The sequence below is a fragment of the Microlunatus panaciterrae genome (assembly GCF_016907535.1).
In the GTDB taxonomy this organism is placed as follows: Bacteria; Actinomycetota; Actinomycetes; order Propionibacteriales; family Propionibacteriaceae; genus Microlunatus; species Microlunatus panaciterrae.
Window position 1 is genome coordinate 505998 of record NZ_JAFBCF010000001.1, and the last position, 22851, is coordinate 528848.

Below are 22851 nucleotides of genomic sequence, written 5' to 3' on the forward strand. Positions count from 1 at the left end.
ACCAGCATGACCGAAGCCGAGACCACCGAGTCAACCCCGCCCGTGGTCGAGCAGATCACCTTCGCGGACCTGGGGGTGATGCCCTCACTGTGTGACGCACTCTCCGCCGTGGGCATCGTCCACCCCTTCCCGATCCAGGCGATGGCGATCCCGATCGCACTGACCGGCACCGATATGATCGGCCAGGCCCGCACCGGCACCGGCAAGACGCTGGCCTTCGGGCTGACGCTGCTGCAGCGCATCATCATCCCCGGTGACCGTGACTACGACCAGCTCGCCAAGCCCGGGGCCCCGCAGTCGCTGGTCGTCTGCCCCACCCGCGAGCTCGCCAGCCAGGTCAGCAAGGACCTGACCACCGCCTCGTCACAGCGGGGCGCCCGAGTGCTCACCGTGTACGGCGGCGTTGGCTACGAGCCGCAGATCGACGCGCTCGCCACCGGCGTCGACGTCGTCGTGGGCACCCCCGGCCGACTGCTGGACCTGGTCGACCGCCGGATCCTGGACCTGAGCCACATCAAGGTGCTGGTGCTGGACGAGGCCGACGAGATGCTCGACCTCGGCTTCCTGCCCGACGTCGAGCGCATCCTGTCCAAAACCCCCGAGCTGCGCCAGACGATGCTGTTCTCGGCGACCATGCCGAGCGCGATCGTCTCTCTGGCCCGCACCCACCTGCGGCACCCGGTGAACATCAGGGCCGAGTCCGCCGGCGACGAGACGACCGTCCCGACCACGGCCCAGTTCGTCTACCAGGCGCACGACCTGGACAAGCCCGAGGTGGTGGCCCGCATCCTGCAGGCCGAGAACCGCAACCGGGTGATGATCTTCTGCCGTACCAAGCGGTCTGCGCAGCGGGTCGCGGACGATCTCACCGAGCGCGGTTTCTCCACCGCACCGATCCATGGCGACCTGTCCCAGATCGCCCGGGAGAAGGCGCTGACGAAGTTCCGCGAGGGTGGCGTCGACGTCCTGGTCGCCACCGACGTCGCCGCCCGCGGCATCGACGTCGAGGGTGTCACGCATGTGATCAACTACGAGTGCCCCGATGACGACAAGACCTATGTCCACCGGATCGGCCGCACCGGTCGGGCCGGGGCCTCCGGGGTGGCGATCACCTTCGTCGACTGGGCCGACCGGACTCGGTGGAAGGTGATCAACAACACGCTGGGGCTGCCCTTCGAGGAGCCGCAGGAGACCTACTCCACGTCCGAGCACCTCTACCACGACCTCGGCATCGACCCGGGTACCAAGGGACGCATCGTCCCGGCCCGGCCGTCGGCTGCCGCCGGGTCATCTCGGTCCGGCTCGCCGCGCTCGGACCGGCCGCGCCGGGATACCGAGAGTGGTCGCCGGGAGGATCGGCCGCGGACCAGCCGGCAGCGGCGACGGACCCGCAACGGCGAACCGGTCGAGGCCAGCGCCACTTCCGACGCCCAGCCGACCGCCCAACACTCCGCGGGCCCATCGGACGAGGCGGGCACGTCGGGCGAAGGACAGACCCCGCGCCGGCGGCGGCGCAGCCGCTCCCGCAACTCGCAGTCCGACTCGGCACCCGCACAGGAGAGCTGACCAGAGGCCCCACGAAGCGGGCTAGCCGGGTGGGTTGGGCCCACAGCGGCGGCGACCGGGCTGAGAGCTAGGTGGTCGCCGCAGTCTCCGTTCCGAGCAGCGCCTGGGCCACCTCACGGTAGGCCGCAGCGCCCTTGGAGGACCGCGCCGTCGCCAGGATGGACCGGCCGGCTGCCGGCGCCTCGGCGAACCGGACCGACTTGGGGATCGGCGGCCCGACAACGTCGATGCCGTAGTCCGCACCGATCCGGTCCAGCACCAGCCGGGAGTGGTTCGTGCGGGAGTCGAACAGCGTCGGCAGCACGCCGATCACCTTGAGCCGGCGATTGGTCATCCTCTTCACGTCATAGACGGTGTCCAGCAGCTGCCCCACACCGCGGTGCGACAGCGTCTCGCACTGCAGCGGGATCAGCACCCCACTGGCAGCGGTCATCGCCAGCGTGGTCAGGATGCCGAGCGAGGGCGGGCAGTCCAGCAGGATGACGTCGAACTGCCGGGCCAGTGGAGCCAACGCCGCCTTGAGCAGCTGCTCCCGCCCGGTCCGCATCAGCAGCTGCTGCTCGGCCGTCGCCAGCTCGATGGTGGCCGGGAGCAGCACCGGACCCTCCTCGGTCTCGATCAGTACCTCGGCCGCCTTCACCTCCCCCAGCAGCACCTGGTGGACGGAGCGCTCCAGAGTCTCCGGGTCGTAGCCCAAGGAGAAGGTGAGGCACGCCTGCGGGTCGAGGTCGACCAGCAGCACCCGCTGCCCGAGGTCGGCGAGGGCCGCGCCGATCGAGGCGACACTGGTCGTCTTGGCCACGCCGCCCTTCTGGTTGGCGACGGCGATGATGCGGGCTTTGGCTGAGGTGGTCATTGAGAGCCATTGTGCCTCCTTCTAGAGTGGCTGCCATGGTCAGCCCACGCACAGTCGAGACTCCGCCCCAGGTCAGGTCCACCGTCATCGAGCCGACGGGACGTGGCGTCTCCCTGGCAGCCAGTTATGTCCCGGCCGCCGAGCCGGAGGCGAGCGTGCTGCTCGTGCACGGCTGGACCGGCTCCAAGGAGGACTTCTCGGTCCTGATGCCGCTGCTGGCGGATCGCGGCTTCTCCGCGTACAGCTATGACCAGCGCGGCCAGTACGAGAGCGCCGCCGCCGGAGACGACTTCAGCCTGGATGCGTTCGCCGAGGACGCCGCCGCGTTCGCCCAGCAGCTGCCTGGGCATGTCGCCGGCCAGCCGGTGCACCTGCTCGGTCACAGCTTCGGTGGCCTGGTGGCCGCCCGGACCGCCATCCGTCATCCCGGGCTCTGGGCCAGCGTGACGCTGTTCTGCACCGGGCCGGGAGGGCATGGCGACGGGTCGGGGCTGCAGCTGATGATCGACTCGCTGGCCACGATGGAGATCGGCGACGTGTACGCGCAGAAGGTGCAGATCGAGCAGGCGCAGGGGGCGCCGCCGAACGCGCCGGAGGTCGAAGCCTTCCTCCGGCGGCGTTTCGTCACCGGCAACCCCGCCTCACTGTCGGGGATGTCCCAGATCCTCATCGATACCGCCGACCAGATCGACGAGCTGAGGGCGACCGGGCTTCCGGTCTTCGTCGTCCGAGGCGAGGGCGACATCGCCTGGCCCCAGCAGGAGCAGGACGAGATGGCTGCCCGGCTCGGCACCAGCGTGGTCGTCATCCCCGACGCCGACCACTGCCCCAACTACGAGGCACCCGAGGCGACCGCCGACACGCTGGCCAAGCTGCTGCGCTCACTCTGACCTGGCCGTACGCACCGAAACCGGCACTTCGCGCACCTTGAGGTGACTTCACACAGGGTCGACCCTGTGTGACGACCACCAGGGTGCGCGAAGTCGGCGTCACCCCTGCGGTGACGGCAACGGGCGGCCGGCCTCAGCGGCCGATCCGGCGCAGCAGCTCGGCGAACATCTCCGGCGCGGTGGTGTTGCAGCCGAGCTCATGATCGACCTTGCCGGTGCCGTGATAGTCGCTGGAACCGGTGATCAGTACGCCGAGTCGGCTGCTGAGCGTGCGCAGCCGCTCCCGGACCTCGGTCGCATGGTCCTGATGGTCGACCTCGATCCCGTCCAGGCCATGGTCGGCGACCAGCTGCTCCAGCGCCGACTCAGGCAGCACCCGCTCCCGCCCGCGGCCCCACGGGTGGGCGATCACCGCCACCCCACCGGCGGCGTGGACGAGGTCGATCCCCTCGCCGATCCCGATGGTGTACCGGGTGACGTGCGCCGGTCCGCCGTCGGCCAGGAACCGGTCGAACGCCTCCGTCCGATCCTGTACGTGGCCGGCGCCGACCAACGCGTCGGCGATGTGCGGTCGTCCGACCGACGGGCTGTCACCGACGAAGGACATCACCTCCTCCTGGGTGACCGGAACGCCGAGCTCGGCCAGCTTGGCCAGCACCGGCAGCAGCCGCCCGCTACGCCCCTGCCGCACCCGGACCATCTCCTCGGCCAACCCGACGTGATCCGGATCGGCACCGTACGCGAGCAGGTGCACGCTCTGCCCGCGTCGGGAGCAGGACAGCTCCATCCCGCGCACCACCTGGACACCGACGCGCCCGCCCTCGGCGACGGCCTCGTCGAGTCCGTCGAAGGTGTCGTGGTCGGTGAGCGCCACCACATCGAGCCCGGCCTCGGCCGCCTTCAGCACCAGTTCAGCCGGTGAGTCCGTTCCGTCCGACACTCGGGAGTGGGTGTGCAGGTCGATCCGCATCCATCAGGTGTATCACGCTGACGTCCGGCTTCCCGCCCCTGTCAGCGCGCCACCGTCAGCAGGCCACGGACCATCCGCAACCCCACCGACAGCCTGGCCAGCTCGGGCGACCCTTCGCAGATGGCGGCCAGGGTCTTCACCGTCTTGGACAGCAGCGGGGTGGCTTTCTCCCAGTCCCCGACAAGCTCCTCGACGTCGGTCACCTCGGACTTCTGCGCCAGCACGGCCGCGGTCAGCTGGGCGTGGACCGCGTGCAGATCGTCCCGCAGTGCCGCCCGGGCCATCGTCTGCCAACGGTCGTCGCGCGGCAGGTCGATGATCCGCCGCAGCAGCCGGTCCAGGCCGAGCCGCTGCCCGAGCGTGAAGTGGGTGGTCGCCACCCGCAGTACGTCGATGTCGTCGCGGATCGCGGTCTGCACGATCGTCAGGGCCGGGTATGCCGCCGGCAGGACGGCAATCGCCGTCGCCAGCTCCTCGGCGACACCGGCCGTGCAGTAGGCCTCCAACCGGCGCTGGTAGGCCTTCGCCTCACGGCCGACCAGCAGCGTCGGCAGCAGCTGCTGGACCTTCCGCACCCCCGGCCCGAACTGCCGTACCACGTCGCCGATGTCGATCGGAGCCCTTCTGTTGCTGAGGATCCAGCGCGTCACCCGCTCGACCAGGGTGCGCACCTCCATCCGCATCCTGGTCTGCACCGATGCCTCCACCTGGTGGTCGAGCTCCTCGATCCGACGCTCCAGCTCGGCCGCGCCGAACAGCTCGCGCGCCGCGATCTGGGCGCGGAGCACCTCGGCCGGGGCCGCCCCGTTCTCGCTGGACAGTCGGTGGAAGCAGGTGATGCCGGACGTGTTGACGAACTGGTTCACGGCCACCGTGGTGACGATCTCGCGATGCAGCCGGTGCTCGGGCATCACCGCTGCGTACTGCTGTCGCATCGCCGACGGGAAGTAGTCGATCAGCCGGTCGGTCAGGTACGGGTCGTCAGGCAGGTCCGACTCGAGCACCTCCTGCTCCAGAACGATCTTGGTGTAGGCCAGCAGGGTGGCCAGCTCCGGTGAGGTGAGACCCTTCTTCTCCGCCCGCCGGTTCTCCATCGCCTCAGGGTTGGGCAGGCCCTCGAGCACCCGGTCCAGCAGTCCCGCCTCCTCCAACCGCTCCATCCAGTCCTCGTGCACGCCGGCCATCGACAGCGCCTGGAACTCGCTGTTGGCCAGGGCGAGGTTCTGTTCGTAGTTGTCCCGCAGCACCTGCTCCCCGACCTCATCGGTCATCGACGCAAGGAACTCGTCGCGCCTGCTCGCCTCCAACCGGCCGGCGGCGATCTCGCCGGCCAGCAGGATCTTGATGTTCACCTCATGGTCGGAGGTGTCCACACCGGCCGAGTTGTCAATGAAGTCGGTGTTGATCCGGCCGCCCCTGGCCGCGTACTCGATCCGCCCCAGCTGGGTCCAGCCGAGGTTGCCGCCCTCACCCACACAGCGGGCACGGACGTCCCCACCGTTCACCCGCAGGCTGTCGTTCGCCTTGTCACCGACGTCGGCGTTGCTCTCCGAGGAGGCCTTGACATAGGTGCCGATGCCGCCGTTCCAGAACAGGTCGACCGGAGCCTTGAGGCACGCGGTGATCAACTCGGTCGGCGACAGCGCCTCGACGTCGCCGTCGATACCGAGCACCGCCCGCATCTGTTCGGTGATGGGAATCGACTTCAGCGTTCTGGGGAAGATCCCGCCACCCGCGGAGATCAGCTTCTGGTCGTAGTCGGCCCAGGTCGATCGCGGCATCCGGAACAGCCGGTCACGCTCCTGCCAGCTGGCGGCCGGGTCCGGGTCGGGATCGATGAACAGGTGACGGTGGTCGAACGCGGCCACCAGCTTGGTGTGCCTGCTGAGCAGCATCCCGTTGCCGAACACGTCCCCGCTCATGTCCCCGACCCCGACACAGGTGAAGTCGGTGGTCTGGCAGTCGATGCTCATCTCCCTGAAGTGGCGCCGGACCGACTCCCAGGCGCCGCGGGCGGTGATACCCATCGCCTTGTGGTCGTAGCCTGCCGAACCGCCTGAGGCGAACGCGTCGCCCAGCCAGAAGTCGCAGCCGACCGAGATCTCGTTGGCGATGTCGGAGAAGGTGGCGGTGCCCTTGTCTGCGGCCACCACGAGATAGGGGTCGTCGTCGTCGTAGCGCACCACGTCTGCCGGCGGCACCACCCGGCCGCGGACGATGTTGTCGGTGACGTTCAGCAGGCTGGTGATGAACAGCCGGTAGCACGCCACCCCTTCTGCCATCCACGCCTCCCGGTCGCGTGCCGGGTCGGGCAGTCGCTTGCAGTAGAAGCCGCCCTTGGCTCCCACCGGGACGATCACCGCGTTCTTGACCATCTGCGCCTTGACCAGCCCCAACACCTCGGTGCGGAAGTCCTCGGCCCGGTCCGACCAGCGCAACCCGCCACGGGCCACCGAGCCGAAGCGCAGGTGCACGCCCTCGACGCGCGGTGAGTAGACGAAGATCTCGAACTCCGGCCGAGGCTCGGGCAGGTCGGGGATCTGTCGAGGCAGCAGCTTCATCGTCAGCGCCTGCCGGTCCGGCTGGAACGCGTTCGTCCGGACGACCGCCGCGATCACCGCCAGGTAGGACCGGACGATCCGGTCATGATCAAGACTGGCGACGTTGTCCAGCGCCTTCATGATCTTGTCCTGGACGGCTGCGGTTCGTTCCCGTCGGTCGCTGATGTCCAGACCGAGACCTGGGTCGAACTTGAGGTTGAACAGCTCGTTCAGCATCCGTGCGATGTCGACGTTGGCCGCCAGAGCAGCGGCGATGTAGGTCTGGCTGTAGGTGGTGCCGGCCTGGCGGAGGTAGCGGCCGATGGCGCGCAGGACGCTGACCTGACGCCAGCTGAGGTCGGCTCCCATCACCAGGGCGTTGAACCCGTCCGGCTCGGAGCGGCCGGTGTAGGAGGCCTCGAACGCCTCGCTGAACATGGTCCGCGCCTCGGGTGTCCAGCGGGTCCGGACGCCCTCCTCACCGCCGGGAACCTTGAGCCCGAAGTCGTAGATGTAGGCCCGCTCGGTCTCGCTCAGGTCCAGCTCGTAGGGCCGCTCGTCGATGACGTCGACGCCGAGCAGCGACAGGTGCGGCAACACCCGCGACAGCGACATCGACTCGTGCACCCGGAAGATCTTCAACCGCAGATCGGCCTCGTCGACGCTGCGGTCCGGTTTGTACACCGCCATCGACATCTCGTCGTCGCCCGTGAGCGCGGCGAGCGCCTTCAGGTCCTGCACCGCCTGCCGATGGGTGAAGTCCTCCTTGTACCCCTCCGGCAGGGCGCCGACCAGCGCCGTCAGCTCGCCGTCCTCACCCGAGGCCGCCAGCTGGTCGGCGAACTCGTCGTTCCACGACCGGGTGGCCCGGGTCAGCTCGCGTTCGAGCTCGCGGAGGTCGATCTCGGGCAGCGACTGGCCGACCGGCATCCGTACGACGAAATGCAGCCGGGCCAGCACCGACTCGGTCACCCGAGCCGAGTAGTCGATCGAGGCCCCGCCCAGGGCCTCCATCAGCACGTTCTGCATCTTCGTCCGAACGGCCGTGGTGTAGCGGTCACGCGGCAGGTAGACCAGACAGGACAGGTAACGGTTGTAGGGGTCGCGGCGGACCAACAGCCGTACCTGCCGGCGCTCCTTGAGGTGTGCGACTCGGTCGACGATCGGGGCGAGCTCGCTGACCCTGGTCTGGAACAGCTCGTCGCGCGGATAGGTGTCGAGCACGTCCATGATCGCCTTGCCACCATGGCTGGACTCGTCGTAGCCGGACCGCCTCAGCACCTCCTTCGCCTTGCTGCGCAGCACCGGGATCCTGGGCACCGACTCCGAGTACGCCGAGGAGGCGAATAGGCCGAGGAACCTGCGCTCACCGGTGACGTTGCCGTCCTCGTCCAGCGTGCGCAGGCCGATGTAGTCGAGGTAGGTGGGCCGATGCACGGTCGACTTGAAGTTGTCCTTGGTGATCACCATCAACAACGGACGCCCGCTCTCCGGCGGCAGGGCGTGGAAGGCTCCCTCGACGTCCTTGTCGGCACGCAGGATGCCCAGCCCGGTGCCTGGCACCGGCTCGTATCTCATCCCACCGGCATCCCGCACCAGGGTGTACTCGCGGTAGCCCAGGAAGGTGAAGTGGTGGTCCATCAACCACACCAGCAGCTCCTTGGCGTCGGCCACCTCTCCCGGGTGGACGACTTCTGGGGTGTCGTCAAGATCGTCGATGGCCTGCTGGGCCTTGTCCAGGAACTTGGCCCAGTCCTGAACGGCGTCCTCGACGTCGCGCAGCACCTTGAGCAGCCCCTGGGTCAGCTCGTCGTTGCGGGTACCGACCCGGGTCTGGTCTCCGGGCGGCAGGATCTCCAGGTGCATCCAGGACTCACGGACCACACTCGGGTCCCGGTCGGCCTCCTTGGTGTGCACCACCGCCTGCAGTGCCCCGGCCACGTCCCGCCGGACGGCGAACTGCGGATGGTAGACCTCCCGGATGCTCCAGCCCTGCCTGAGCACCTCCATCGTGACCGAGTCGACCAGGAACGGACGGTCGTCGGTGACGACCTGGACGACCGTGGCACCGCTCGCGGACCAGCCGTCGTCGGCCTGGCTGGGCGTCCACACGTGCACCGTGGCCCTGGCCGCGGAGCGCTGCAATGCCAGTCGGTAGTGGCTCTCGACCAGCCCGCACAGGTCGGGGACGGAGCGTTCCTCCATGTCATCTGCATCGACATGGCGGAAGTAGTGGGCCATGAAGACCTGCACCTGGTCGGGCTGGAGGCCGAGCCGGGCGGCCACCTCGGCGGCTCGGTCGGCGACCTGCGCGATCTTGGCTGCCTTCTCCTGCTCGAGCTCAACCTCAAGTGTGCTCACGTCACCGTTCCGATCACTCGCAGGGAATGCACCTCAGCCGAGGGCGCGAGGCGCGACCCGGGGCGGTACACCCCTAACCCCGACCATAGCCAACCCCGAAGCGGAACGGGGCTGGCCGACCCCAAATCGGGGCACCAGAATCCGGGTAGGCCATGATGGGCCTTATGGACATCTCCTCCCGTGCCGATTTCAGCGCCGACCCCGTCACCACCTTTGCGATGCTGACCGACGAGAAGTTCCTCGCCCAGGTCTGCGAGGCCAGCGGAGCCACCGACTACGAGGTCTCCGCCACCGGCGACAGCACCCACTCGTCGAAGACGCTGCCGGCCCCCGACACGGCAGCCAAGTTCACCGGCCCCACCTTGACCGTGGTCGAGGACACCGTCTGGGGCCCGGCCGGGCCGGACGGCGCACGGACCGGACAGCTGACCATGACCGTGCCCGGCCAGCCGGTGTCGATGAAGGGCACCGTGCAGCTCAGCGCCGCAGGTTCCGGGTCGGTGCTCCAGCTCACCGGTGACCTGAAGGTCGCCATCCCCCTGCTGGGCAAGAAGCTCGAGCAGTCGGCCGCGCCGGCGGTGATGTCAGGGTTCAAGACCCAGCAGCAGGTCGGCGAGACCTGGCTGGCGCAGTAGGCCCCGACACCGCAGGGAGAAGCGTCTCGTTCAACCCATGTGCGGGTAGCGGTGCTCGGTCGGCGGGACCAGCGTCTCCTTGATCGACCGCGGGCTGGTCCATCGGATCAGGTTCCAGACCGACCCGGCCTTGTCGTTGGTGCCGGAGGCGCGTGAACCACCGAACGGCTGCTGACCGACCACCGCGCCGGTCGGCTTGTCGTTGATGTAGAAGTTGCCGGCGGCATGCCGCAGCTTGTCGGCCGCCTCGGCGATCGCCACCCGGTCGTCTGCCAGCACGGCCCCGGTCAGGCCGTACGGAGCCGACCGGTCCACCTGGTCCAGCACCCGGCTGAAGTCGCGGTCGTCGTAGACGAAGATGCCCAGGATGGGGCCGAAGTACTCGGTGGTGAAGATCTCGTGGCCGCCGTTGTCGGACTCGATCAGGGTGGGGCGGACGAACCAGCCCGCGGACTCGTCGGTGGTTCCGCCGGCGATGATCTTGGCGTCACTGGCGGCCCGGATGCGGGCGAACAGGTCGCTGTGCCTGGTGAGCGCTCGCCGGTCGATCACCGCTGAGGTGAAGTTGCTCAGATCACGGACGTCACCGACGGCCAGCGCCTCGGTCTCGTCGATCAGGTCGGCGGAGATCTTGTCCCAGACGCTGCGGGCCAGATAGGCCCGGGAGGCCGCCGAGCACTTCTGGCCCGAGTACTCGAAGGCGCCGCGGATCAGGGCGGTGCGGACGACGTCGGGATCGGCGCTGGCATGCGCGACCACGAAGTCCTTGCCGCCTGTCTCGCCCACCACCCGCGGGTAGGTCCGGTACCGGGAGATGTTGTGGCCGACCAGCTGCCACAGATGCTGGAAGGTGGCGGTCGAGCCGGTGAAGTGGATCCCGGCCAGCTGCGGCGACGTCAGCGCCACCTCGGACACCTCGATCCCGTCGCCGGGCAGCATGTTGATCACGCCCGGTGGCAGCCCGGCCGCCTCGAACAGGTTCATTGTGAAGTGCGCGGCGAACTGCTGGGTCGGGCTGGGCTTCCACAGCACGGTGTTGCCCATCAGCGCTGGGGCGAACGGCAGGTTGGCCGCTATCGCGGTGAAGTTGAACGGCGTGACGGCGTAGACGAAACCGTCGAGCGGGCGGTAGTCGGTGCGGTTCCAGACGCCCGGCGAGGAGATCGGCTGGTTCTGCAGGATCTGCCGGGCGAAGGCGACGTTGAACCGGAAGAAGTCGATCAGCTCACAGGCCGCGTCGATCTCCGCCTGCTGGATGGTCTTGCCCTGGCCGAGCATGGTGGCCGCGTTCAGCGTGTCGCGCCACGGTCCGGCCAACAGATCGGCGGCCCGCAGGAACACCGCTGCCCGGTCGTCGAAGCTCAGCGCCGCCCAGTCGTGGCGGGCGGTCAGGGCCGCATCGACAGCAGCCCGCGCATCGGCCCTGGTGGCCGAGGTGGCCTGCCCGAGGAGCTGGCTGTGATCGGACGGCATCGTGACCCGGAAGGACGCGCCCTGAGCCATCCGGCGCTCACCCCCGATGGCGGCGGTCAGCTCGACGGGGCCGGCGGCGGCCAGCTCGGCCAGCCGGGCCTCGACCCGGGCCCGCTCCGCACTGCCGGGGGCATAGCCGAGGACGCGCTCGTTGACGGGCTCAGGCACGTTGGTGATGGCATCCACGCGGCTGAGGCTACCCTCTCCGGCCGGTGGCGCGGCAGGGTCGATCGGCCCCAATCCGGCTCAGACGGCCTTGGACTCCTTGGCCTCCTCGCGGCGTTTCTTGGCCGCCTCGACCGAGGCCCGCAGCGCAGCCACCAGGTCGACCACCTCCGCCTCGGACTCGACCTCCGGCGCGGCCTCCATCTCGACACCCGACAGCTTCGACTGCACCACCTGCTCGAGCGCCTCCCGGTAGGAGTCGGTGAACTCCTCCGGATGGAACTCGCCGGACAGGGCGTCGATGAAGGACTGGGCCATCTTCACCTCGGCGTCGGACACGGTTACCTCCGCCGGCGGTGCGGCGAAGGCACCGTCACGGAGCTCGTCGGGCCACAGCATGGTGTGCATCAGCAGAACGCCCTCCTTGGGCCGGATCAGCGCCATCGCCTCCCGGGACCGCAGCGCCACCTTGACGACGGCACACTGCTCACTCTGCAGCAGCGCGTCCCGCAGCAGCACGTACGGCTTCACCCCGGGACCGTCGGCCTGGAGGAAGTAGGTCTTGGCGAAATAGGTCGGGTCGACCTCCCCCTCGGCGACGAACTGCACCACCTCGACCGCCTTCGTGGTGGCCAGTGGCAGCGCCTCGAAGTCCTCCTTCTCCAGGATCGCCAACCGGCCGTCGGGGGTCTCGTAGCCCTTGGCGATCTCGGCGTACGGGATCTCCTGGCCGCACTTCTCACAGACCCGCTTGTACTTGATCCGACCGCCGTCCTCGGGATGGACCTGACGGAAGCTGATGTCCTTCTCCTCCGTGGCCGAGTAGAGCTTCACCGGGATGGTGACGAGGCCGAAGGAGATGGCACCCTTCCAGATTGACCGTGGCATGGCACCAGTGTGCCATTCAGCGCCCTGGCGCGAGTGACTCCATGATCTGGTCGAGCTCCTGTGGCAGATGCCACAACAGGTCATGGGTGTTGATCAGGTCGTCGACGACCGGCAGCTCCAGAGCCTGGGTCAGCGATCTTCCGCTGGCCGCCGCCCGCGCGGCACGGACCGCGTCGGCGGCGGCCGGCTCGTCCACGAACAGTGCCTGGATGTCCTGCCAACGGAGCCGGGACACCTGCTGGGCACCCGTCTCGGCATCGGCGCCGGAGCCGCGGTCGGAGACCGTACTGGAATCCGAGCCGGTACTGGAATCCGAGGCGGTACTGGAATACGAGGCGGGCGGCTCGGCTGCCACCACCAGACGGAGCTGGTCGGTGTCGGGTTCGAGCAGGGCCTGAACACCGGCGTAGGTGAGGGCGGTGTACTCGGCGTCCTCGAGGTCGGCCGGCCGGAGCCCGTGGGCGCTCATCATCTCCGGTGTGGCCGCGAACCCCAGCCAGCTGCCGGTGCGGCCGTCGGGTCCGGCCGCGCGGAGCTGGCGTAGCACCGATGCGGCCAGCGGGATGAAGATCATCCGGTCTCGTCTCCGGTCCTCTTGACCGGGCCGAGGCGGCCCGGTGGCCGGGGCACCTGCGGCTTGATCGACCCGGCGCGGGTGGCGATCTTGCGTACCGCGGCGCTCTTCTTCGCTGCCGCGGCGCGAGCAGCCGCCCGCTTCTCGGCAGCCTTCTGCTCCGCCGCTCGCCTGGCCGCGGCCGGCGCCTTCCGGGTCGGCTGCCGCAGGTCGGCGGAGCGGACCGTGGTGTCCAGCAGCTCCTCGACAGCGTCGCTGAGGCACTGGGCCAGTACGTCGAGATCGCTGATGGCGTCCCGGTCCGCAGTCAGGCCGAAGAACACCTCACCGTCATAGGAGGTCACCCCGATCGCCAGCAGGTGCCCCGGCCCGAGCGGCAGCACCGGATAGCTCGCGACCATCCGTGAGCCGGCCGCGTACAACGGGACCTGCGGACCAGGCACGTTGGTGATCACCAGGTCGTGCTGCTTGCGGACCATCTCGCTGGACACCCGGACGCCGAGGGCGTGCAGCGTGGTCGGCGCGAATCCGGCGATGTCGGACAGGGACCGGGCGCCGACGGCGCGACCGGTGTCCTTGTGGGCCTGGGTGCCGTAGGCGACCTGGTGCAACCGCATCAGAGCGTTCGGCTCCCCGATCGGCAGACTCTGCAGGTGCGGCGCCACCTGGCTGCCGAGCGAGGTCGGTTCCCCGTCGTCCTCGGTGACGCTCATCGGCACCAGCGCAGTCAGCGACATGGCGGAGGAGAAGGACTCCCCCCGGGTCAGCAGCCAGGACCGCAGACCGCCGGCGATGACGGCCAGGATGACGTCGTTGATGGTGTGGTCATGCTCGGCCCTTACGGCCCGGAAGTCGTCCAGGTTGGCCGACACTGTTGCCACCCGGCGCTGCTCGGAGACGACCCCGGCCAGCGGCGAGTCGGCGGGCGGCCGACCCCCGCGGAGCGCGTTCCCGGCCAGGTCGCCCAGGGTCCCGCCGATCCCGCCGACCGCCTCCCCGAACGCGACCGCGACGCCCAGACCTGCCGCCAGCGCCCCCCGTACGTTCTCGAAGGCCAGGGTCGGGTCCTGCGCGCCCTCCCACATCGCCCCGATCAGCAGCTCGATCGACGACGGCTCCGGCAGCGGCTGCCAGGTCTCGGTCGGCCTGGCCGCCGGTTCCGGGCTGGTGTCGAGCAGCACCTGACCGATGTCCACCGTCTCGATCCCGTCGACCAGGCTCAGGTGGGACTTCGACACCAGGGCGAACCTGTTCTGCTGCAACCCCTCCACCAGGTAGATCTCCCACAGCGGACGCGACCGGTCCAGCCGGCGGGCCATCACCCGTCCGACGAACTCACGCAGCTGCTCCATGGTGCCCGGCCGAGGCAGCGCGGACCGGCGGACGTGGAAGGTGAGGTCGAAGTTTTCGTCGTCCACCCAGACCGGCCCGGCCAGCTGGGCCGGGATCGAGCGCACCCGCTGGCGGTAGCGGGGGACGAAGGCGATCCGGTCGCGGATCAGCGCGATCAGCCGCTCGTAGTCGAAGTCGTCGGGACCGGCATCGAACAGGTCGACGGTGCCCACATGACCAGGGGTGTGACCCGTCTCCAACGACAGCATGGACACCTCGAGAGGCGTCAGTCGCTCGGGCATCTCACTCCTTCTGGTCGGCGGGCTCGGACACGTGCCGGCCGGTCCGAGACGGGACGATCCTGCTCAGGCGTATACCGTACTACCGGGAAGCCGACGCGCCGATGTGACGAGAATGACCAGGATCCCGGGAACCTCGCCTTGGTTCCGTTCGTGACTCGGGGTTGGGGCCGGTGGAGATGCCCGCCGACCGAGCCCGTACCCAGCACCCACGTCGGGCCCTTCGGACCGTGAAAGGCAGCAGATGTTCCCGATCGAACGCAGATCCTCCCGTGCGGCAATGGCGGCGGCCGGGTTCTGCCTGCTGGCGGCGTGTACGCCCAGTGGCGGGACCGGTGCCAGCGCCACACCGGGGCCGGGCATGAGCAACTCGCCCGTCAGCAGCGCCTCGCCAACCCCCGCGCCGCCGTCCGGCAGCCAGCGAGCCACCGCCGGCCCCAGTGCGCCGGCGAACGCGGTCACCATCGACATCAGGCTGCAGAACGGCAAGGTGTCCCCCAACGGCGCCAAGATCAATGTCGAGCAGGGTAGGACGGTCGTCCTCAACATCACCAGTGATCATGATGACGAGGTCCACGTGCACGGCTACGACCTGGAGATCCCGGTCAAGGCCGGAGCCTCGGTCAGCCGGAGCTTCGTCGCCGATCAGCTGGGCAGTGTCGAGGTGGAGTCACATGAACCGAGCAAGATCATCGTGATCTTGAACGTCCGGTGAGCACGGGGCCGACCACACCATGACTCTGCTGGTCCCGCTGCACGGGATCGGGTCGCGACAGGACCTGCCACTGCCGTTCAGCTATGTCGTCGTGGGTGCGGCGGCGGCGCTGGTGATCTCGTTCGTCGTGCTGTTCTACGCCTGGCGCCGACCTCGATATCCGTCGGTGCGGATGGTCTCGTCCGCCGTGCTGACCAGCATCGTCGACCATCGCGTCTTCCGGGCTGTGGTGCGCGCCGTGGTGCTGCTGATCTACGCCTGGGCCGGACTGGCGCTGTTCGCCGGCAAGGACCTGCTGACCAATCCGGCGTTCGGGTTCGTCTATGCCTGGATGTGGGTGGGTCTGGTGCCGCTGTCGCTGTTGCTCGGCCCGTTCTGGCGGGTCACCAACCCGATCCGCACCCTGCACGCCGGTCTGTGCGCGCTGGCCCGGGTCGACCCGCGGGTCGGACTGGTCAGCCTGCCGGCTCGGGTCGGCGTCTGGCCGGCGGTACTGGGCCTGTTCGGGTTCGGCTGGCTGGAGCTCGTCCAGCCGGAGCGGACCACGCTGCCGGTGCTGCGGCTCTGGGCCCTCGGCTGGCTGCTGGTGCTGGTGGTCGGTGCGGTGCTGTTCGGCAGCCGCTGGATCGGGGCCGCCGACCCGTTCGAGAGCTACGCCGAAGCCGTGGCCCAGCTGTCACCGCTGCGGCGCGTCAACGGCCGGATCGGCCTGGTCAACCCGCTGGCTGGTCTGAACAGCTGGGTGCCGCCGCCGGGTGCGGCGGCCCTCGTGTCGGTGCTGCTGGGCAACACCGCGTACGACAGCTTCACCAACACCAGCTGGTGGATCGGCACCGTCCAGGACTCTGAGTTGTCCCCGATCCTCTGGGGGACGCTCGGGCTGCTGGGCATGATCATCATCGTCTTCGTCACCTTCGAGCTGTCCACCCGGTGGATGACCCGCTACCGCAGCGACCCGGAGCTGGGAGCCGCCGACCTGCCGCGGCTGCTGGCCGGCTCCGTGGTGCCGATCGCCATCGGTTATGCGGTGGCGCACTACGCCACCCTGCTGATCATCGAGGGCCAGCGCACCGCGATCCACTTCTCCGACCCCCTCGGTCGGGGCTGGAACGTCTTCGGGTCGGCCGAGATGGGCGTCAACTCCACGATCTTCAACCATCCGACCCTGATCGCGCTGATCCAGCTCTTCGCTATCGTCGGCGGACACCTGATCGGCATCGTGGCCGCCCACGAGAAGTCGCTGGCCCTGCTCCGGCCGTCCGCGGCGCTGGTGGGCCAGGTCCCACTGCTGCTGGTGATGGTGTTCTACACCTGCTCCGGCCTGTTGCTGCTGTTCTCCCCCTGAGCCCGCCGCTGCGTACCCGCGTACCGCGACATGACCAGGGAAACTGTCACATGACCAGGGGAATTTCCCTGGTCATGTGACAGTTTCCCAAGCCGACTTGGGAAACCGACACCCCTCCCCGCCGAACCACCACCCAGGGGGTACGGGCCGCCGGTTATCCACAGATGTGGCATCGGAGGGGTCCGAAGGGCGGCGGGGCGGCGACAGTGGGGGCTGGGCCAGGGAAGGGGTGCAGATGTCCACTGTCGCGGTCGAGGAGTCTTCGGGACGGGTGAGGGTACGGGCGGTGCCGGAGTCGCGTCCGCCCGCGCTGGTGCTCACCGGTCCCCCAGCACCCGCGCCCGGGCAGCTGATGCTCGAGCTCGAGTGGGCAGGGTCGACCTCGGTACCGGATCCGGTGACCTCAGCCGTCACCGATGCGCCCGCTGTCGGCGCTGCGCCGGATGCGCACGCGTGGAGCCTGTCGCTGGCGCGGGCGATCATCGAGGTCCTGCACGGCCGGCGGCCGCCCGCCCAGCTGATCCGGTGGGTCGACGAACGGGTGCTGGCGGCGATCACCCTGCACAGCAGGTTGCGCTCGGCCGACCCACGGGCACGCGTAGAGCCGACGGTGATCAGGTCGGTCCGGGTCCAGCAGCTGTCGCCAGGGACAGCCGAGGTGGCGGTGCACCTGTCGCGGGCACGCCGATCCACCGCGATGGCCCTGCGGCTCGAGACCAGGGGCGACCACTGGGTCTGCACCGCGCTCGAGCTGGGGCCCCGCTGATCGCGGGCTACCCCTGCAGCAGCACCCAGCTCCTGCCCGGCCTGAGCATGAGGTCGCGGCCGCGGTCATCGGTGAACCGCATCGGCCCGGCCAGTGTGGTGCGCTTCCAGCGGCCGGTCAGTCGCCTGCCGTCCCGGTAGATGACGACCTTGCCACTGCCGACCGTCTCCGACACCACCGAGATGTTCGAGGTGGTGTCCCGGTCGCGATGGTTCTTCACCGACACCACGATGACGTTGTCGGCCTTGACCGCCCTGCCGCCGTCGGTGTTGGCCCGGCCGTTCCAGCTCACCGCGTAGCGGCCGTTGGAGTAGCGGAAGCCGAACGTGTCGGAGGCGACCCTGACCTTGGGATGGCCCGCCCGCGGCGCCCGCTCCCAGGCGGCGTCCTTGGCGGCGAACCGCATCCCGATGTCGTTGGGTCTGCTGGCCCGGTGCTGGGCGGCGATCCTGCGCAGGTCGACGATGACGTTGTGCGGCGCCACCCGGGAATGGTCGCGCTCGCTGCGTTCGGTCGCGTACACCGCGGACTTCAGGATCTGTCGCTTCACCTTGGAGTTGGCGCCGGAGTAGACGAGACCCGGGCGCCCGAACATCGGCAGGTAGCGCAGGTCGGTGTTCCGCGCGCTGCGCACCGGTCCGACTCGGGTCGGGAAGTCGGTGTGGAAGATGGCGATCAGGCGCGTCAGCCGGGCCTCCACCTCCTCGACAACGACGATGTCGGCCGCACCGACCCCGACCTGCGGACGGGCCGCGGCCACGTTGTCGATCTTGACCGCGAAGACCTTGTTGCCGGACTTCTTGCCGCCGGTCAACGGGTCCCCGGTCAGCCCGGCCGGCCTGCTGCCGTCGCTGGTCGGCGATGGCGTCGGCGTGACCGGGCTGCTGGTGGCACTGGACGGCGCCGGTTGCGGCGGGTTGGTCGCGTCCTTCTTGCTGCAGCCGGCCAGCGCCAGCGTCGCGCAGAGCGCGATCACCAGGGCCTGCAGTGACCGGAGGCGAAGCGTGGTCACGGCGTGGGGTCAGCTGGCGCCGGTGCGGCCGTGACACATCTTGAACTTCTTGCCCGATCCGCAGGGGCAGGGGGCGTTGCGCCCCACGCCGGCGTACTTGTCGTCGGTCTTGCTGCTGGTCTTGGCCGACGACCGCACCGAACCGTCTTCGGCCGGCGCCGAGTAGGACAGGTTCCGTCGGGCTGCTGAGCTGAGCCCCTTGCCGCTGATGGCCGGCCGGTCCGCCCGCTCGAGCTCGTCCTCGGCTACCGCGACCTGCGGGCCATCGGTCGGTTCGTCGGCCTCCTCGTCGTCGTCGCCGACGGTGTGGATCTCGACTCCCGGTCCGTCCGGATCGGGCCCGGACTCCACCAGATGCCGGCGCCCGTTCTGCCGGGCCCCGATCTGCACCGCCCTGCCGTCCGCGCCGGCTACCACACCGACGGCCGGGCGCTGCTCCACCTCGACCTCCAGGTGGAAGACGAAGCCGACGACCTCCTCCATGAAGGCGGCCATCATGGTGTTGAACATGTCGCCGCCCTCCCGCTGGTACTCCACCAGTGGGTCGCGCTGCGCCATCGCGCGCAGACCGATGCCCTCGCGCAGGTAGTCCATCTCGTACAGGTGCTCGCGCCACTTGCGGTCCAGCACGGTCAGCATCACGCGGCGTTCCAGCTCGCGCATCACCTCCGGTCCGAGCGACTCCTCGCGGTGGTCGTAGGCCGCCTGGGCGTCCTCCTTGAACGCGGCGATCAGCTGCTCGCGGTCGATGTCCTCGTCCTCATAGTCGGACCGCTTCAACGACACCGGGTAGAGGGTGTTCATGTTGGTCCACAGCTGCTCCAGGTCCCAGTCCTCGGAGAAGCCCTCGGTGGCGCTGTTGACATACTGCTCGACGACCGTGTCGACGGTGCGCCGGAGCTGCTTCTCGACGTCGGCGCCCTCGAGCACCTTGCGTCGGTCGCCGTAGACGGCATGCCGCTGCCGGTTCATCACGTCGTCGTACTTGAGGATGTTCTTGCGCACCTCGAAGTTCTGCGCCTCGACCTGGGACTGGGCGCTGGCGATCGACGACGACACCCGCTTGTTCTCGATCGGCTGGTCGTCGGGCACCTTGAGAGCCTGCAGCACCCATTCCACGATGTCGGACTTGAACAGCCGCATCAGGTCGTCACCGAGCGACAGGAAGAACCTGCTTTCGCCGGGGTCACCCTGCCGGCCGGAGCGGCCACGGAGCTGGTTGTCGATCCGCCGCGACTCGTGGCGCTCGGACCCGATCACATACAGCCCGCCGGCCTCGACGACCTCCTCGTGCTCGGCCGCGGTCTGCTCCTCGAAGGCTTTGAGCACCTCGGGGTACCTCTCCTCGTACTCCTCGGAGTGCTCGACCGGGTCGATGCCCTGCTCGCGCAGCTTGAGGTCGGCCAGGAACTCGGCGTTGCCGCCCAGGATGATGTCGGTGCCACGACCAGCCATGTTGGTCGAGACCGTCACGGCACCCTTGGCGCCGGCCAGGGCGACGATGGCCGCCTCCCGCTCATGCTGCTTCGCGTTCAGCACCTCGTGCTTCACCCCGGCCCGCTTCAACAGCGCGGACAGGATCTCCGACTTGGCCACCGAGGCCGTGCCGATCAGCACTGGCTGGCCCTTCACATGCCGCTCGACGACGTCGTCGACGATGGCGGCGAACTTCGCCTCCTCGGTCCGGTAGATCAGGTCGCGCTGGTCCACCCGGATCATCGGCTTGTTGGTCGGGATCGGCACCACGCCCAGTCCGTAGATCTTCTGGAACTCCGAGGCCTCCGTCATCGCCGTGCCGGTCATGCCGGCCAGCTTGTCGTACATCCGGAAGTAGTTCTGCAGGGTGATGGTGGCGAGGGTCTGGTACTCGTCGCGGATCTCGACCTTCTCCTTGGCCTCGATCGCCTGGTGCAGCCCCTCGTTGTAGCGGCGTCCGTGCAGGGTGCGGCCGGTGTGCTCGTCGACGATCAGCACCTCACCGTCCATGACGACGTAGTCCTTGTCCTTCTTGAACAGGTCCTTCGCCTTGAGGGCGTTGTTGAGGTACGAGATGAGCGGCGTATTGGCCGACTCGTAGAGGTTGTCGATGCCGAGCCGGTCCTCGACCATGTCGATGCCGGACTCGAGGATGGCCACGGTGCGCTTCTTCTCGTCCACCTCGTAGTGCACGTCACGCTGCAGCCGGTCGACCAGCTTGGCGAACTCCGGGTACCACTCGTGGGACTCCTCGGCCGGCCCGGAGATGATCAACGGCGTCCGCGCCTCGTCGACCAGGATCGAGTCGACCTCGTCCACGATGGCGAAGTGGTGGCCGCGCTGCACGCAGTCCTCGATGCTGAGGGCCATGTTGTCGCGGAGATAGTCGAAGCCGAACTCGTTGTTGGTGCCGTAGGTGATGTCCGCGGCGTAGGCCACGCGGCGTTCGGCCGGGTCCATCTCGGACAGGATGGCGCCCACCTCGAGCCCGAGGTAGTGGTGCACCCGGCCCATCCACTCGGACTGGAACTTGGCCAGGTAGTCGTTCACGGTGACGATATGCACGCCCTGGCCGGTCAACGCGTTGAGGTAGGCCGGGCCGGTGGCGACCAGGGTCTTGCCCTCACCGGTCTTCATCTCGGCGATGTTCCCCAGGTGCAGCGCGGCGCCACCCATGATCTGGACGTCGAAGTGCCTCTTGCCGAGCACCCGGTGGCTCGCCTCCCGGACGGTGGCGAAGGCCTCGGGGAGCAGGCTCTCCAGGCTTTCGCCCTTCTCGTAGCGGGACCGGAAGTCGCCGGTCTGGCCCCGGAGCTCGTCGTCGCTCATGGCGACGAAGTCCTCCTCGATGGCGTTGACCTGGTTGGCGATGGACTTGAGCCGGCGGAGGATCTTGCCTTCGCCGAAACGCAACATCTTGTCGAGCAAAGCCACGGGATCGAACGCTCCCCTTGAATAGAAGTCTGAGTCAGCGACGGTCGTCGTCCACCGGTGTCAACCGACGGCAGGCGGCGCGGGTTCCCGCGCACGCCAAGGCCCGTTCCCACCCTGGCGTACCGACCATCCTAGTGCCCCTGCACCAAACCTCCTCATCCTCCGGCGACCGCGGCCTGCAGCGGCTCGGCCAGGTCGCCCCGGGGCGAGACCACGATCGAGCCAAGGCCCAGCCATCGGGCCAGCGTCGCCAGCTCGGTCGCCAGCACCTCTGCTGTGACGGCGGGGCTCAGTCCGGTGCCCTGCTCGGCCCAGGCCGACTGGACCCGGAGGACCCCCGCCGTCCGGTCGGCCTTGAGATCGGTGCGGGCCACGAACCGGTCGCCGAACAGGAGTGGATAGACGTAGTAGCCGTGCACCCTCTTCGGCTCGGGGACATAGATCTCGATCCGGTAGAAGAAGTCGAAGAGCTTCTCCAGCCTGGCGCGCTCGAACACCAGAGAGTCGAACGGGCAGAGCAGCGCATGCGCCTCGATGGTGCGCGGCACGGCCGCCCGGTGCCACAGATAGGTCGGCCTGTCCCAGCCCTCCACCCGGACCGGGACCAGCTCGCCCGACTCGACCAGCTCGTCGATGGCCGCCCTGGTGAGGTCGGGCCGGGTCCGGAAGTAGTCGCGCAGGCAGAGCTCGCTGGCGACCCCCAGTGCGGTAGCGGCATGTCGGACGAGACCCCGCACCGACTCCTGTGGGGTCGGCGACGGCGCCTGCAGGACGTGCTTCGGCAGCACGTTCTCCGGCAGGTCGTAGACCCGCTCGAACTGGGGGTTGCGGTAGGCGGAGGTGATCTCACCGGTATAGAACAGCCACTCCAGCACCGTCTTGACCGCAGACCAGTTCCATCCCCAGTGGGTCCGTACCCGGACCGGGTCCGGCTCCAGCTGACGTGCGCTGACCGGACCCCGCTCCGCCACCTGCTCACGGACCCAGTCCACCAGCCACGGCTGCTCCCGGGCGACGGCCTCCACCCGTGGCCAGACGTCGCGGAAGCCCGCCTGCATCCGGAACCGGAGCAGCGGCTGCAGGTTGACATCGATCAGGCTGGCAGCATGCCCCCAGTATTCGAACAGGCGCCGCGGTCGGCGGTGTGCCGCCCGCTCCAGCAGCGCCGGGTCGTAGGGGCCCAGTCGGGAGTACAACGGGACGAAATGGGCCCGGGTGACGACGTTGATGGAGTCGATCTGGAACTGTCCGAGCCGGCTGGTGACGGCCTGGACGTCTCGTGGGCCGACCTCGCGCCCCGGTCGGGCCCGGTGCGACGGATGGCCGAACCCCTGGGCTGCCAGCGCCACTCGACGCGCCTGTGCCCGCGACAGCGACTCGCGCACCCGGCGCGGCCGCGTCCGGGCGACGGAGGGGGACACCGAAGAGCTCACAGTCCGACCCTAACGAGGTGGCCCGACAGTTTCCGGTCAGCACGAGGTTTCCGGGGTGCACGCGATTGTCCGGGGTAGACGACAGCGACCCGGCACCTCGTTGCCCCGGGTGGGCGGGTGG

General features: G+C 69.0%; 16 protein-coding genes. 6 read left to right on the forward strand and 10 right to left on the reverse strand.

The window, feature by feature from the left end; translation table 11 throughout:
- The first annotated feature begins 6 nt into the window (after nt 1-6).
- A complete protein-coding gene (locus tag JOE57_RS02250; protein WP_204916195.1) occupies nt 7-1566 on the forward strand; it encodes a DEAD/DEAH box helicase in 1560 nt (519 codons plus the stop codon).
- Between the two features lie 67 nt (nt 1567-1633).
- Here the strand turns inward: JOE57_RS02250 and JOE57_RS02255 are convergent, their stop codons facing one another.
- The gene (locus tag JOE57_RS02255) at nt 1634-2422 is read right to left on the reverse strand and encodes a ParA family protein (protein WP_204916196.1); all 789 of its coding nucleotides are present in this window, start codon (nt 2420-2422) and stop codon (nt 1634-1636) included.
- Nucleotides 2423-2457: 35 nt separating this feature from the next.
- Here JOE57_RS02255 and JOE57_RS02260 point away from each other — a divergent pair, with 35 nt between their 5' ends.
- Nucleotides 2458-3312, forward strand: a complete 855-nt coding sequence (locus JOE57_RS02260; RefSeq protein WP_204916197.1) for an alpha/beta fold hydrolase — start codon at nt 2458-2460, stop codon at nt 3310-3312.
- 133 nt (nt 3313-3445) lie between these two features.
- Here the strand turns inward: JOE57_RS02260 and JOE57_RS02265 are convergent, their stop codons facing one another.
- The gene (locus JOE57_RS02265; RefSeq protein ID WP_204916198.1) at nt 3446-4282 is read right to left on the reverse strand and encodes a PHP domain-containing protein; all 837 of its coding nucleotides are present in this window, start codon (nt 4280-4282) and stop codon (nt 3446-3448) included.
- Between the two features lie 41 nt (nt 4283-4323).
- The gene (locus tag JOE57_RS02270) at nt 4324-9183 is read right to left on the reverse strand and encodes an NAD-glutamate dehydrogenase domain-containing protein (protein WP_204916199.1); all 4860 of its coding nucleotides are present in this window, start codon (nt 9181-9183) and stop codon (nt 4324-4326) included.
- 164 nt (nt 9184-9347) lie between these two features.
- Between JOE57_RS02270 and JOE57_RS02275 the strand changes: the two genes are divergently transcribed.
- Nucleotides 9348-9818, forward strand: coding sequence for a DUF2505 domain-containing protein (locus JOE57_RS02275; RefSeq protein ID WP_204916200.1), 471 nt, complete (start codon nt 9348-9350; stop codon nt 9816-9818).
- A 30-nt stretch (nt 9819-9848) separates the two neighbouring features.
- On the opposite strand, the gene pruA is transcribed toward JOE57_RS02275, so the two are convergent.
- Genes pruA through JOE57_RS02295 form a run of 4 tightly spaced genes read right to left on the reverse strand, consistent with a single transcriptional unit; the run spans nt 9849 to nt 14552 of the window.
- On the reverse strand, nt 9849-11477 hold the full coding sequence (gene pruA / locus JOE57_RS02280) for an L-glutamate gamma-semialdehyde dehydrogenase (RefSeq protein WP_204916201.1): 1629 nt from the start codon (nt 11475-11477) through the stop codon (nt 9849-9851).
- Nucleotides 11478-11537: 60 nt separating this feature from the next.
- On the reverse strand, nt 11538-12344 hold the full coding sequence (gene ku, locus JOE57_RS02285) for a non-homologous end joining protein Ku (RefSeq protein ID WP_204916202.1): 807 nt from the start codon (nt 12342-12344) through the stop codon (nt 11538-11540).
- 16 nt (nt 12345-12360) lie between these two features.
- Nucleotides 12361-12918: a DUF6912 family protein gene (locus JOE57_RS02290; protein ID WP_204916203.1), complete on the reverse strand. Its 558-nt coding sequence runs from the start codon at nt 12916-12918 to the stop codon at nt 12361-12363.
- Nucleotides 12915-14552 (reverse strand): WS/DGAT/MGAT family O-acyltransferase, encoded by a 1638-nt coding sequence (locus JOE57_RS02295; RefSeq protein ID WP_204916204.1) that lies wholly within the window; start codon nt 14550-14552, stop codon nt 12915-12917. Before JOE57_RS02295 ends, JOE57_RS02290 begins: the two co-directional genes overlap by 4 nt.
- Nucleotides 14553-14793: 241 nt before the next feature.
- On the opposite strand from JOE57_RS02295, the gene JOE57_RS02300 reads away from it, so the two are divergent.
- The 3 genes from JOE57_RS02300 (at nt 14794) to JOE57_RS02310 (ending at nt 17375) form a co-directional block, all read left to right on the forward strand.
- On the forward strand, nt 14794-15264 hold the full coding sequence (locus JOE57_RS02300) for a hypothetical protein (RefSeq protein WP_204916205.1): 471 nt from the start codon (nt 14794-14796) through the stop codon (nt 15262-15264).
- Nucleotides 15265-15283: 19 nt separating this feature from the next.
- Entirely contained in the window at nt 15284-16609 is a 1326-nt protein-coding gene (locus JOE57_RS02305; protein WP_204916206.1) for a hypothetical protein, read from the forward strand.
- A 235-nt stretch (nt 16610-16844) separates the two neighbouring features.
- On the forward strand, nt 16845-17375 hold the full coding sequence (locus tag JOE57_RS02310; protein ID WP_204916207.1) for an Rv3235 family protein: 531 nt from the start codon (nt 16845-16847) through the stop codon (nt 17373-17375).
- 7 nt (nt 17376-17382) lie between these two features.
- On the opposite strand, the gene JOE57_RS02315 is transcribed toward JOE57_RS02310, so the two are convergent.
- The 3 genes from JOE57_RS02315 to JOE57_RS02325 all read right to left on the reverse strand — a co-directional run bounded on the left by JOE57_RS02315 (nt 17383) and on the right by JOE57_RS02325 (nt 22730).
- Nucleotides 17383-18387 (reverse strand): DUF3048 domain-containing protein, encoded by a 1005-nt coding sequence (locus tag JOE57_RS02315; protein ID WP_204916208.1) that lies wholly within the window; start codon nt 18385-18387, stop codon nt 17383-17385.
- 9 nt (nt 18388-18396) lie between these two features.
- Complete coding sequence (gene secA, locus JOE57_RS02320) at nt 18397-21297, reverse strand: preprotein translocase subunit SecA (RefSeq protein WP_204916209.1); 2901 nt, start codon at nt 21295-21297, stop codon at nt 18397-18399.
- A 155-nt stretch (nt 21298-21452) separates the two neighbouring features.
- Nucleotides 21453-22730 carry a winged helix-turn-helix domain-containing protein gene (locus JOE57_RS02325; protein ID WP_338041114.1) on the reverse strand — a complete coding sequence of 426 codons (1278 nt, stop codon included), beginning with the start codon at nt 22728-22730 and terminating at the stop codon, nt 21453-21455.
- Nucleotides 22731-22851: the final 121 nt, after the last annotated feature.